The organism is candidate division WOR-3 bacterium, from assembly GCA_026418155.1.
Classification (GTDB): domain Bacteria; phylum Hydrothermota; class Tepidihabitantia; order Tepidihabitantales; family CAIPLT01; genus JAOABV01.
This window is the reverse complement of sequence record JAOABV010000014.1, coordinates 1-12,605: the sequence shown is the minus strand read 5'-3', so window position 1 is coordinate 12,605 and position 12,605 is coordinate 1. Positions and strand designations below refer to the sequence as shown.

12 protein-coding genes are annotated in these 12,605 nt (G+C 36.8%); 8 read left to right on the top strand and 4 right to left on the bottom strand.

Features of this window, described 5'->3' with window-relative positions; all coding sequences use genetic code 11:
• Window positions 1-207 precede the first annotated feature (207 nt).
• The 4 genes from N2201_03100 to N2201_03085 form a co-directional block, all read right to left on the bottom strand.
• Window positions 208-999, bottom strand: coding sequence for an acyltransferase (locus N2201_03100; protein MCX7785202.1), 792 nt, complete (start codon window positions 997-999; stop codon window positions 208-210).
• A 33-nt stretch (window positions 1,000-1,032) separates the two neighbouring features.
• On the bottom strand, window positions 1,033-2,133 hold the full coding sequence (locus N2201_03095; GenBank protein ID MCX7785201.1) for an alanine--glyoxylate aminotransferase family protein: 1,101 nt from the start codon (window positions 2,131-2,133) through the stop codon (window positions 1,033-1,035).
• 124 nt (window positions 2,134-2,257) lie between these two features.
• A complete protein-coding gene (gene thiC, locus N2201_03090) occupies window positions 2,258-3,538 on the bottom strand; it encodes a phosphomethylpyrimidine synthase ThiC (GenBank protein ID MCX7785200.1) in 1,281 nt (426 codons plus the stop codon).
• Between the two features lie 415 nt (window positions 3,539-3,953).
• Window positions 3,954-4,988, bottom strand: coding sequence for a hypothetical protein (locus N2201_03085; GenBank protein ID MCX7785199.1), 1,035 nt, complete (start codon window positions 4,986-4,988; stop codon window positions 3,954-3,956).
• Window positions 4,989-5,149: 161 nt separating this feature from the next.
• Between N2201_03085 and N2201_03080 the strand changes: the two genes are divergently transcribed.
• From N2201_03080 to N2201_03045, 8 genes are all read left to right on the top strand, one after another.
• On the top strand, window positions 5,150-5,809 hold the full coding sequence (locus N2201_03080; protein ID MCX7785198.1) for an MBL fold metallo-hydrolase: 660 nt from the start codon (window positions 5,150-5,152) through the stop codon (window positions 5,807-5,809).
• 39 nt (window positions 5,810-5,848) lie between these two features.
• Window positions 5,849-6,691, top strand: a complete 843-nt coding sequence (locus N2201_03075) for a fumarate hydratase (protein MCX7785197.1) — start codon at window positions 5,849-5,851, stop codon at window positions 6,689-6,691.
• Between the two features lie 103 nt (window positions 6,692-6,794).
• Window positions 6,795-7,343, top strand: coding sequence for a Fe-S-containing hydro-lyase (locus N2201_03070; GenBank protein MCX7785196.1), 549 nt, complete (start codon window positions 6,795-6,797; stop codon window positions 7,341-7,343).
• A 63-nt stretch (window positions 7,344-7,406) separates the two neighbouring features.
• Window positions 7,407-8,090 (top strand): 4Fe-4S dicluster domain-containing protein, encoded by a 684-nt coding sequence (locus N2201_03065; protein MCX7785195.1) that lies wholly within the window; start codon window positions 7,407-7,409, stop codon window positions 8,088-8,090.
• Window positions 8,091-8,133: 43 nt separating this feature from the next.
• A complete protein-coding gene (locus N2201_03060) occupies window positions 8,134-9,789 on the top strand; it encodes an FAD-binding protein (protein MCX7785194.1) in 1,656 nt (551 codons plus the stop codon).
• 78 nt (window positions 9,790-9,867) lie between these two features.
• Window positions 9,868-10,956, top strand: a complete 1,089-nt coding sequence (locus N2201_03055) for a Na/Pi symporter (GenBank protein MCX7785193.1) — start codon at window positions 9,868-9,870, stop codon at window positions 10,954-10,956.
• Window positions 10,957-11,041: 85 nt separating this feature from the next.
• On the top strand, window positions 11,042-11,695 hold the full coding sequence (locus N2201_03050) for a hypothetical protein (GenBank protein ID MCX7785192.1): 654 nt from the start codon (window positions 11,042-11,044) through the stop codon (window positions 11,693-11,695).
• A gap of 58 nt (window positions 11,696-11,753) precedes the next feature.
• Window positions 11,754-12,440, top strand: a complete 687-nt coding sequence (locus N2201_03045) for a VTT domain-containing protein (protein MCX7785191.1) — start codon at window positions 11,754-11,756, stop codon at window positions 12,438-12,440.
• Window positions 12,441-12,605: the final 165 nt, after the last annotated feature.

Genomic DNA, 12,605 nt, shown 5'->3' with positions numbered 1-12,605 from the left:
TTTTATCCCTTTAAGATAATATATTGCGCATCTTAATCATAACCCAAAATTCCGCTAATGTCAATAGTGAATATCATAGGAGGATACACCTTTAGTTTTAATATATCAATCCTAAATTTACACAAAATATTATACACTACCTGGGACATAAAACTAATTTATACCCTTTAGCCACTTAAAATATCTTTAGTCTTTTGAACAAATGTTTCATTCTAACGAATAAAGATTAGGCCTACGGTCTGAGATAATATTATTATAAGGCGTGACATATTTGTTTAATGCTTCTTTAGGGTCAATATCAACAATTTTAACTGTCTCCTCATTGGTCTTGGCTTTAACTAAAATTTCACCGGTCGGACTGACGATTTGACTTCTGCCAATAAACTTCAACTGCTTATGACCTCGGGATTCAATACCAGTGCGATTTGCCATTATCAGGAAGACCCGATTTTCAATTGCCCGCACAATTGTTACTCTTTCACCATACGGTAAAATCAAATTTGCCGGATGACAGATAATTTGAGCGCCTTTTAGGGCTAAACTTCTGATGGCTTCTGGAAATATATAATCAAAGCAGATAATGATACCGATTTTGACCTTACGACAATCATAGACATTATACCTCGTATTGCCGGGCTGAAAAATTAATTTCTCTTCACAAAAGAGATGTCCTTTTCGGTAAACTTCAACTTTTCCCTGCGGGCTGACGAAAACGGCTGAGTTGTAAATATTTTTACCTTTTCGTTCAGCCAACCCAGCCACCAGAAAAAAATTCTTTTCTTTAGCAATATTCAAAAAAAATTGCGTGGTCTCACCCTCAGGAATTGGTTCAGCCATCTTCCCAAGTTCAGCACGCGATTGAAACATATATCCGGAATTACACAATTCCGGTAAAACAATTAAATCTGCGGAAACTTTTGATAAAGTGCTCTCGATCTTTTTGAGATTAACTTGTTTCTTACCCAATACCGGAGCAAACTGATAAAAACCTATTTTCACCCAGAACCTGCTTCCGTGTTTGAACGACTTACTTTAACTCTTTACTATTTTATGATAACCATCCCGAAATGCCTTTAGGGCATTGGTTACCATTGTCTTTTTGATATAGCCCATATGACCAATCCGAATGATTTTACCGCGCAATTCGGCTTGACCATTAGAAAATAACAACTTGTGTTTCTTCTTAATATAGTCAACAATCTTTGTGCCATCAACATTTTCTGGCAGTTTGATAACAGTTAAGCCATTTGAAGGATTTGTCGGAAAGATTTCTAAACCCATCTTCTGAATTTCCTTTCGGCAATATTCGGCAATAATTTTATGATTGTTCCAGAAATGTTTTATACCTTTTTGGTTTATTTGTTTTAGGGTTTTGTATAATCCATAGAACAAAGAAATTGCTGGTGTCCAAGGTGTTTGGTTTTGTTCCCGGAATCTTTCATAAAGCAATAAATCAAAATAATAACGAGGTGAATGAGATGCTTTAATAATTGTCCAGGCATCTTCATTACATGCCAAAAATGATAACCCTGGCGGACATGCCAAGGCTTTTTGTGAGGCTCCGACCGCAACCGCAACTTTATATTCATCCATCTTAAACTCATCCGCACCTAACCCCGCAATCGCATCAACAATTAATAATCGATTTAGTTTATGACAAATTTCACCATAGGATTTTATATCGGATAAGGCACCGGTTGAAGTCTCAGTCAGAGTTGTGAAAACAAATTTTATTGAGTCATCAGTTCTCAGTCTTCGTTCCAAGTCTTCGGGCAAAACCGTAGCGCCATAAGGTGCAGTTAAAGTCCGAACATAGGCACCATACCGAATTAAGAGTTCACGCCACCGCTCACCAAATTTGCCACAGGAAACGACTAAGACTTTATCATTGCGAGAAATCAAATTACATACTGCAGCTTCCATTGCCCCAGTGCCGGATGAGGTAAAAACAAAAACTCTGCCTTTAGTTAAAAATATCTTTTTCAGTTCATGAGTTGTGTCTTCAAATAAAGTCGCAAAACTCGCTTCCCGATGATAAACTAATGGTCGACTTAATTCTTCTAAAATAAAATCCAAAACCTCAGTTGGTCCTGGAGTAAATAGGGTATATTTTTTATTAAAGCGTTTTTTCATAATTAGATTTTCCTTTTTTGAAATTTAATCGTATCTTTGGCTTTATCTAATAGATACTTATATTGAAAGTATAAACTATTTTTGGGACTTAACATCAATGCAAAAATATTAACCATATCTTAAATTAACGACTTCTTGAATTTTTAGTTGTCTTGTGAAGCCATTCCTTACTTTTTTTAAGCGCACAAAATTCGCCGCACATCGTACAGACACCTTCTGCCTTCAAGGGATAGGCTTCATAAATTTTTCTCGCTTGTTTTGGGTCAACCGATAGTGCAATCATCTTCTGCCAATTTAGTTCTGCCCGCGCCTTTGAGATTTTATCATCCCAATCCCGCGCATTTTTTTTACCCCGGGCAACATCACCGGCATGAGCCGCAATGCGGGAAGCAATCACTCCTTGTCTAACATCTTCCACGGTTGGTAATCCGAGATGTTCTGAAGGCGTCACATAACATAAAAAATCCGCACCGTAATAACTTGCTAAAGCACCACCAATTGCCGATGTGATATGGTCATAACCACAACCAATATCTGTTACTAAAGGTCCTAAAACATAAAATGGAGCATCGTCACAAATTAATTTTTCTAATTTAACATTAACTTCAATCTCATTAATCGGAATATGACCTGGTCCTTCGACGATTACTTGAACCCCTTCAGCCCGGGCGCGTGCCACTAACTCACCGATTACTAATAATTCTAAAATCTGCGGTTCGTCCGTAGCATCATGTAATGAACCAGGTCTAAGCCCATCACCTAAACTCAAGCAGGCATTGTAATCTTTAGCAATCTGTAGAATCTCGTCATAGTATTCATAAAGGGGATTTTCTTTGCGGTTATAACGCATCCATTCAATAATCATTGAACCACCGCGACTGACCACACCAGTTAACCGTCGAACATTTTTTACACTTTGCATATTTTTAAGAGTAATGCCACAATGAACGGTAATAAAATCAACTCCATCCGCAAGATGATTTTCGATAACATTAAGAAAGTCTTTTGGTTTCAGTTCAACAAAACTTTTATGTTTCATTTGGGCATAAAAACTTGCTTCGTAGATTGGCACTGTGCCCACCGGAACTGAAGAGGCATCAATTATCGCCTTTCGGATTTCAGGGATGTCTCCACCTGTGGAAAGGTCCATTATGGTATCAGTTTTAGCCTCAACGGCTGCTTTTAACTTCTCTAATTCTAATTTTAAGTCTGCCCGTTCCGGTGAAGTTCCGATATTACAATTTATTTTAGTAGTTAGTCCTTTACCAATTGCTATCGGGTTTATTTTTTTAGGTCTTTTTTCATTTATAGGCACAACAATCGTCCCATCTCTAATACCTTTTTCTAAATGTGTATATGAAACACCTTCTTTTAAGGCGATTGTCTGCAAAATACTGTTTTTCATATACTACTTATATCAACGCAATACTATTTTCGACGATATTCGGACCATTAATTTTCACACTAAAAAACAAAGACCTTACATTTATCACACTAAAACTCGTTTCATAAATCTTATTAATAGCATTTCTTATTAAATGATAATTTTAATATTAAGTTTACCTCAAGAATCATATTTCGTCAACATCCATTCAATTTATTTATTCTATTATCAAAAACACATCTTTAAAAACCTTTATGTTTATCTTTTTCCCTTTGTTGTTACAATAAAATCTTTGATTGGTCCAACTCACTTCAGAGCAAATTGTATTAAAAGAGCGCATTAAATAGTGATTCTGTTATATTAAAAATCTTTGCGCCTATCACAAAAACATCTAAGTCATTAAAAAGATCTGAGGTAGTTGTAAAGAAAAGAAAATTTATTTATTGCCTGAAATGGACAAACATTTCCAAACCGAATAAGCTAATTTTTCGGTGCCGTCTCTTTTGATTAGACCAATATAATCATTGGTATCTAAATCTGTTAGCCAAGACCAACCTAACAGTTTCAAATTCAATCCTTGGTTTCGTGTTAGTGGTCCTGCTACTAATGTTAGAAACTGAGCTTGACAGGACTCGCCACCAAAAGCCGGCATCGAGGGCCATGCAATTTCGCTAAAGCCAAATTGTTTATTAGGTATAATACTTTCAATTTTCGAATAATAATTACTGGGAATATCAGCCGGTCGATTAATGCTTTGAACCGAATGAGGGTAACTAGTAAAAATCAGCAAATCCAGTTTCTGAGAATTGAACAATTTTAATACATTGAGATTGGCTTCACGATATTGAGAAACAATTTCGCGCGCAAATGTACAAAAGATTTTTAGTCGCGGACAGATGATTTTTAAAGTGTCATAGATTTCGTTGTAAAGACTGACATAATGTTGAAATCCATTAGGATTGCTTGTCGAAGTATCATAAGTCTCATACCAACGATTAACCTCATTGCCTAAAGATATATATAATGGCTTGATTGCTTTAACGACTTCGATTGCGGAATTTTTATAAGCATTTCGCCATTCCGGGTTACTTAAACTCGGATTGGAAATATTGGGTGGTGAAATCAATGTCATACCTGTACCGATAAATGAGAGATGAATGACGGGAAACATTCCATTACCACGAATTAGATTTGTGACAAAAGTCTTCCCCCAATCTCCTTTTAGGTCAGATGCTAAATTATAAAATGGAGTCGGTCTACCCCAGACCGGAGCGAACTCAGCATATCGTGATACTTGTTTATAAACACTATCAAAAGTTTGTCCTTGAGCCGGTATCGGCAAAACACCCATAAAGAATCCTCGGAGAGGTAATACAGGAGCATCTATTGGTGTAATCGGTTCTTCTTTCTTTTTGTGGCAACCCGATAAAAGTATTAATAATATTAATAATAAACTATTTGCCGTTTTCATTGATTTTTATAGTAGCACAACCCGTTATTGTAGTCAAGGCTCTTATTTGCTGTTGACTTTTGATAACTTTTGATTAAAATTATTATATAATTTATGTACACAATCATTTTTAGTTCACAGATAATTTGTTTTTTTTCTCAAAAAAAGATGTATAAAGTTATATGAAAATAACCTTTTTAGGTCACGCGGCATTTTTAATAACAACAGATAAGGGTATTAGAATTATAACTGACCCGTATAAATCCGGCTGTTTCAATAATGCCTTATCTTATAAACCAATTAAAGAATCGGCTGATATTGTCTTAATCAGCCATGAGCACGATGACCACAATTGCGTTTCAGAAGTGTTAGGAAAACCAAATATAATAAAAACTGAAGGCGTTTGGGTTGAAAAAGATATCAAATTCACTGGCATTAGTGTCTATCATGATACACAAAAAGGTTCGGCGCGTGGAAAAAATATTATTTTTGTAATCGAAGCCGATGATTTGCGCATTACCCATCTTGGCGACTTAGGACACACTTTATCGAAAACTGAGTATGATAAGTTAGGTAAGATTGATATTTTACTAATACCAGTAGGTGGTTTTTTTACAATTGACCGCAAAGTTGCGACTGAAATAATGAATCAGTTAAATCCTAAAATTACGATTCCAATGCACTACAAAACACCATCATTAGATTTTCCCATTGTTTCTGTTGATGAATTTATCAAAGATAAGAAAAATGTCAGGAAGTTTAATAGTGCTGAGGTAACAATTAGTAAAGACACTTTACCCAAAACACCAGAAATTTGGGTATTAAAAATGGCAAAATGCTAATGGCGATTTGCTGTTGGCAAATTTAGAAAGGAGTAAAATTTGAAAGAGATTAAATATCAAGACATTGTTGATACAGTGGCAAAACTATGCATTGACGCTAACTGTCTTATCGGCGACGATATTATCAATGCCTTTAAGAACGGATTAAAAATTGAAGAATCTGAAACCGGCAAAGAGATTTTACAACAGTTAATTGATAATGCCGAGATCGCCAAAAAGGAAATGATACCTGCATGTCAAGATACTGGAACCGCAGTCGTATTTTTAGAAGTTGGTTCTAGTGTTAGAGTTACTGGTGGCGAACTTTTTGATGCAATCAATGCCGGTGTTGCCAAAGGTTATAAAGAAGGATATTTGCGCAAATCGATTGTTGCTGACCCATTAAGACGCAAAAATACCGGCGATAATACTCCGGCTGTTATTCATACGAAAATTGTTCCTGGAGATAATCTAAAAATTACCGTGGCACCTAAAGGCGGTGGTAGTGAAAATATGTCCGAGGTAAAAATGCTAACTCCAGCGGCTGGTTGGGAAGGAATTAAAAAATTCGTTGTTGACCGCGTCATGCGCTCAAAAGCCAATCCCTGTCCGCCAATTTTGGTTGGAGTTGGCATTGGTGGCAATTTTGAAAAGGTCGCTTATCTTGCCAAAAAAGCGTTATTAAGAGAAGTCGGCTCAGCGCATCCTGACCCCTTCTATGCGGAAAAAGAAAAAGAATTACTGGAAGAGATTAATAAAACCGGTATCGGCCCTCAAGGTTTTGGCGGTCGTGTAACGGCACTTGCTGTCTTTATTGAAACTTATCCCTGCCATATTGCAAGTATGCCCACTGCAGTAAATATTAATTGTCATGCCGCAAGACACAAAACCGCTATTTTATAAAGATTTTTTTGCCACCGAGACAGCAAGACCACAGAGTAATCAATTTAAATCTTTCCTTGCTCTGTGTCTCTTGTGCCTTGGTGACATACAAAAGAGGTAAAATATGAAAAAGATTACAACACCATTAACTGATGAAATAGTAAAAGACTTAAAAGCCGGTGATTCCGTCTTAATTACCGGTATTATCTATACTGGTCGTGATTCGGCTCACAAAAGATTAGTTGAAGCACTTGAATCTAATCAACCGCTTCCAGTTGATTTGAAAGGACAAATTATCTATTATGTTGGTCCTGCTCCAGCAAAACCAGGTTATCCGATTGGACCAGCCGGTCCAACAACATCAGAAAGAATGGACCCTTATACTCCTGCTTTACTAAAATATGGAATGAAAGGAATGATCGGTAAAGGTAATCGAACTCCTGAAGTCATCGATGCCCTAAAGCAATATACTGGTGTCTATTTTGCTGCAGTTGGTGGCGCCGCAGCATTAATTGCCAAACGAATCAAAAAATGCGAAACAGTTGCTTATGAAGATTTAGGACCTGAAGCAATAATGAAATTGACTGTCGAAGATTTTCCTGTAGTTGTGGTTAATGACTGTTATGGCAACGACCTGTATGAAGAAGGAATGAAAAAATACCGCAAGATATAATTATAATTTAGGAAAAAGGTTTTTATCTAAAACTCGACAAATAGGTTAATAAAGGATTAACTGATGTCTACCAATCAACAACTTTCTACAATATATATAATGGGTAAAGAATATAAAGTACCTCAGGGGCTAACGATTCTCCAAGCAATGGAATATTGTGGATTTTTATTCATTCGTGGCTGTGGTTGTCGTGGTGGTTTTTGTGGTGCGTGTAGCACGGTCTACCGAACTAAAGATTCTTATAAATTAAAAGTCGCCCTTGCCTGTCAGACCAAAATTGAAGATGGAATGTATCTTGCCCAAATTCCGTTTTATCCTGGCAACAAAGCAGTCCATAATATTAGCCAGATGAGACCAACTACTGAAACGCTTTGTGCTTTGTATCCAGAAATTATGCGCTGTATCTCTTGTAATAGTTGCACTAAAGTCTGCCCGCAAGATATAAAAGTTATGGATTATATCAATGCTGCTATTCGTGGCGATTACAAAAAAGTTGCTGAGTTGTCCTTTGATTGTATAATGTGTGGTTTATGTGCCACGCGCTGTCCTGCAGAAATTGTCCAATATAATGTTGCATTAGCTGCCCGCAGAATTTATGGGGCTCATATAATGAAAAAAGCCCCCCATTTAGATAGACGACTTGAAGAAATGAGGCAAAACAAATTTAACCAAGAGATTGAAACGCTCATGAAAAGTTCCCTTGACCAATTAAAAGAATTATATACGAAAAGAAATATTGAAAAATAAATGTGGTCGAAAGTATTTATAAACTGAGATCGGAGTTATTAAAATGTATCCAAAAGAATTTCAAGAATCATTAAAAAAGGTAGAAGCGACTCGGACATTCCGGATGAAACAAGAGTTTCCAATGTTAAGTTTAGCCGAACGCACTGCATTATTGGAAGCCTATCACCCGGATTATAAAAAAGGAACAATGCGCGAAATTTCCGTTGGAGTTAACAAAGGCGACAAAACACCTCATGAGTTTGCTAATCTTTTTGAAGCCTATTCGCACCTTGACCCGGATAAATTTGTAATTCCCGCACCAAAATTTGAGACCGATGTTTTAATTATCGGTGGCGGCGGTGCCGGTGTCTCGGCTGCAATTGTTGCGAAACAGGCAAATGCTGATGTTCTGCTCGTAACTAAACTGCGCATCGGTGACGCTAATACTACAATGGCTCAAGGTGGCATTCAAGCCGCAGATAAAGAAAATGATTCACCGGCAATCCATTATCTTGATGTTATCGGTGGCGGTGGATTTAAGAATATTCCCGAATTAGTCCGAGCATTGGTCACAGATGGTCCAGAAATAATTCGTTGGTTAGAAGAGTTAGGCGTAATTTTTGATAAAGCAGACGATGGCACAATGCTCTCTATCCATGGTGGTGGCACTTCTCGTAAACGAATGCACCCCTGTCGAGATTATACCGGCGCGGAAATTATGCGCTGTCTTAAAGATGAATTTTTAGACCAAGCATCAAAACCTCAACCTGGAAGAATCCGCTATTTAGAATATACTTCGTCCTTAGAACTGCTTACAGATAAAGACGGCTGTTGTGTTGGTGCTGTCTTGGTAAATATGGAAAATGGCGAGATATTTACGGTAAAAGCAAAGACAACAATCTTAGCCACCGGCGGTGCTGGTAGATTACATATCCAGGGATTTCCAACTTCTAACCACTACGGTGCAACTGCCGATGGTTTAGTTTTGGGGTATCGTGCCGGAGCAAAATTGATTTTTTTAGACACAATTCAATATCACCCCACTGGCGTTGCCTATCCAGAACAAATTTTAGGACAATTAATCACCGAAAAAGTCCGAGGCGTTGGCGCCCAGTTAGTTAATGCTGATGGCGAACGATTTATTTATGAACTTGAAACCCGAGATGTCGTCGCATCGGCCATTATTCGAGAAGTCCAGGACCGCAAAAAGGGAATTGTCACGGCCCAAGCCGGGGGCGTGTGGCTGGATACACCATTAATTGAAATATTATCCGGGCCAGGCACAATCTTAAAACAACTACCTGCAATGTATCGGCAGTTCATAAAATTTGGCATTGATATGACCAAAGAACCGGTGCTTACTTATCCAACCCAACACTATCAGAATGGTGGAATCTTATGTAATGAATACGGCGAAACTAATGTGCCAGGGCTTTATGTGGCAGGTGAAGTGTCGGGCGGAGTACATGGCCGAAATCGACTTATGGGAAATTCGCTCCTAGATATCTTAGTCTTTGGCCGTCGTGCCGGAAAACATGCCGCTGAAACATCATTGAAAATTCTCAACAGTAAAGAGCCAACCTTGAATCATGTTAAAAGATACCACCAAGAGTTAGAAAAAGTTGGAGTTCCTAAAGAACGTAAATCGCCAATGCTTTTACCCGATTACCGACCCAAAGAATTCCAGACTAAGTTTAGTTTTCTTTCTCATCTTTCCTAATAACAATACGATGAACGAGGCGGGAGAAAATAATTACTCTTGCCTCGTTTTTGTTATTCTCTTTTTATCCTAATTCTGATGGACAATCGTTCCCATAAATTCTTTCAGATTTTGATTTTACTAATATGTATATATGGCTTTTTACTTAGTATTAGTCTATTAAGCGATGGACTAAAACTCTTAGGTAAAGGATTTGTCACAAATTTAATTAGCATAACTTCTAATCCATTTTTAGGATTAATCATTGGACTCTTTACAACCGCGATTGTCCAAAGTTCGTCAGCCACAACTTCAATTACGGTTGGTTTGGTTGCAGCTGGAACACTAAGTATCACCAATGCAATTCCTATCATTATGGGTGCTAATATTGGAACTACCGTCACCAATACATTGGTTTCCCTTGGTCAGGTTACAAGAAAGAATGAGTTTCAAAGAGCGTTTCCTTCAGCCGTAATCCACGATTTCTTTAATATCTTAACAGTTTTAGTTGTCTTTCCTTTAGAATTAAAGTTTCACATTCTAAGGGTGTTTTCAGAATTTTTAACTAAAATTTTCTCCGGGATTGGAGGCACCTATATTTCCAGTCCGTTAAAATATATCATCACACCAATAAGTTCTCAATTAATTCAGATCTTAGGTAATAGAAGTTTTGTGATAGTAATAATGGCAACTATCCTTTTATTTGCTTCTTTGAAATTTTTAGTGGATGCAATGCGTGCCATCACTACCAGCAAATTAGAATTGGTAATTGACCGTTATCTCTTTGGAAATGCAGTGCAGAGTTTTTTAGTGGGACTCATTACTACCGCAATAATTCAGTCATCATCAGTAACCACTTCTTTGATAATTCCTTTAGTCGGAGCCGGAATATTATCTATTTATAAAATACTTCCTTATACGATTGGCGCCAATATAGGCACAACTGTCACCGCAATCTTGGCGTCTTTGGCAATAGGTAATCCCTTAGGAATCCAAATTGCTTTTGCCCATTTTGGGTTTAATCTCATTGGAGCTTGTATTTGGTATCCCGCCAGAATTGTTCCGATTAAACTCGCTTTGTTTTTTGGTAAAATAGCGAGTAAAAATCGGTTTTTAGCAATACTTTACATAATTGTTGTCTTTTATTTAGTTCCGATTATAATATTTATAATAACAAAAATAAAATGAAACAAAGAAATGCCACGAGATTTGCACCGGAAAAGACAAAATTGGGAAATCTGTGTAATCTGTGGTTATAAAATGGAGATAGCAAATGTTTACTGAATTTTTTCAATTGTGGAAAAAGTCGTCGCTCTTAACTGAAGCCATCGAAGAAACCAATAAAATGCTGGAGATGACTAAAGATATGTATATCTTCTCATTACGGGTGCTTATGGATAACGAAAAAGAAGTCGCTGATATTTATAAACTTGACCAGCAATTAAATCAGATGCAGATCTCAGTCCGAAGAAAAGTTTTAGAGCATCTTTCAATTAATCCGCGACAAGATATTACAAGTTCGTTAGTTCTTGTAACAATTGTTGTTGATATTGAGCGCATCGGCGATTATGCAAAAAACCTCATTGAATTAGCGCACCATTATCCGGAAAAACTATGCGGTGCTTATTGCGACCGAGTCCGTAATTTTGAAGTTGAAATAACTAAAAATTTCATAAATACGATTAAAGCCTTTAAGGAAGTCGATGTTGAATTAGGGCAACAGGTTATGGATGCTCATGCGAAATTGGCTCCAGAAATTGAACATCTCATTGAAGATATCTTAAAAGACGCATCTTTACCTGGTCGCGAAGCCGTAATTTATGCGCTACTTGCCCGATTCTTAAAGCGTGTTTCCGCCCATCTCAAAAATGTTGCCTCTTCAGTGGTAAATCCATTCCATCGTTTGGGCTATCGGCCTGAAAAATAGTTCGTTTATAAAACCATTAGATTTCACATAAATATTTTAAACCGAAAAACTAAAAGAAATGCAACGTTTTAAAAGAATTTTAACTGATACTAATAACAGTTCAAAAGCCAAATTTTTTGGTATTGCTTATTTGGTATTATTAATTACATTTATAATTGTAATTGCCTTTTTGCTTTTTACAAAATACCCGATATTATTAACTGTATTCACTGACCAGCCCAAAATTCGGGATTTTATCAGTCAATTTGGCATCAAAGCACCTTTTATCCTGATTGGATTACAAGTGCTTCAAATTATCTTTGCACCGATTCCCGGTCATCTTATTGGATTTATTGCCGGGTATCTTTTTGGCGTATTAAAAGGAACAGTGTTTTGTTTGATAGGAATCTTTATCGGTGCCAGTATTACTTTTTGGCTCAGCAGGTTTTTTGGTCGTCGGCTCTTAAAATTATTTATTTCAAAAGAAAATCTGGAGAAATTTGATCTTTATGTAGTTCGCAAAGGTCCGTTTGTCATATTTACTTTACTTCTCATTCCATTTTCACCTTTAGGGGATATTATCTATTATCTTTCAGGGTTGACTGCAATTCCTTATTTTGTGTATGTGGTGCTGGTAATAATTGCTCGTCTACCTAATAATCTGGTTAATAATTTAATTGGTGCTAAAGCATTCAATTTCACGCTTAAAGAATGGGTAATATTTTTTTGCGGTAATTGTTATCTTAGCGGGATTTTTTTATCTTAACCGAAAACCGATTGAACGATTAATTCTAAAATATATCAAACTCGGAAAATAAGAATATTTCAAGCATAAGCCCGAGAAAAAAACTTAATTCTAAAATGATGAATATTGATGTGCGAAGGTCGGATGTCTCGGATGGCTCGGTTGGAGAAGTCGGTTACCCAGTAT

What these genes read in the sequence shown, in the direction of transcription:
- N2201_03085 (MCX7785199.1), bottom strand. Translation starts at nt 4,988, where the DNA reads ATGAAAACGGCAAATAGTTTATTATTAATATTATTAATACTTTTATCG.
- N2201_03070 (MCX7785196.1), top strand. Translation starts at nt 6,795, where the DNA reads ATGAAAAAGATTACAACACCATTAACTGATGAAATAGTAAAAGACTTA.
- N2201_03065 (MCX7785195.1), top strand. Translation starts at nt 7,407, where the DNA reads ATGTCTACCAATCAACAACTTTCTACAATATATATAATGGGTAAAGAA.
- thiC (MCX7785200.1), bottom strand. Translation starts at nt 3,538, where the DNA reads ATGAAAAACAGTATTTTGCAGACAATCGCCTTAAAAGAAGGTGTTTCA.
- N2201_03080 (MCX7785198.1), top strand. Translation starts at nt 5,150, where the DNA reads ATGAAAATAACCTTTTTAGGTCACGCGGCATTTTTAATAACAACAGAT.
- N2201_03060 (MCX7785194.1), top strand. Translation starts at nt 8,134, where the DNA reads ATGTATCCAAAAGAATTTCAAGAATCATTAAAAAAGGTAGAAGCGACT.
- N2201_03095 (MCX7785201.1), bottom strand. Translation starts at nt 2,133, where the DNA reads ATGAAAAAACGCTTTAATAAAAAATATACCCTATTTACTCCAGGACCA.
- N2201_03055 (MCX7785193.1), top strand. Translation starts at nt 9,868, where the DNA reads ATGGACAATCGTTCCCATAAATTCTTTCAGATTTTGATTTTACTAATA.
- N2201_03045 (MCX7785191.1), top strand. Translation starts at nt 11,754, where the DNA reads ATGCAACGTTTTAAAAGAATTTTAACTGATACTAATAACAGTTCAAAA.
- N2201_03050 (MCX7785192.1), top strand. Translation starts at nt 11,042, where the DNA reads ATGTTTACTGAATTTTTTCAATTGTGGAAAAAGTCGTCGCTCTTAACT.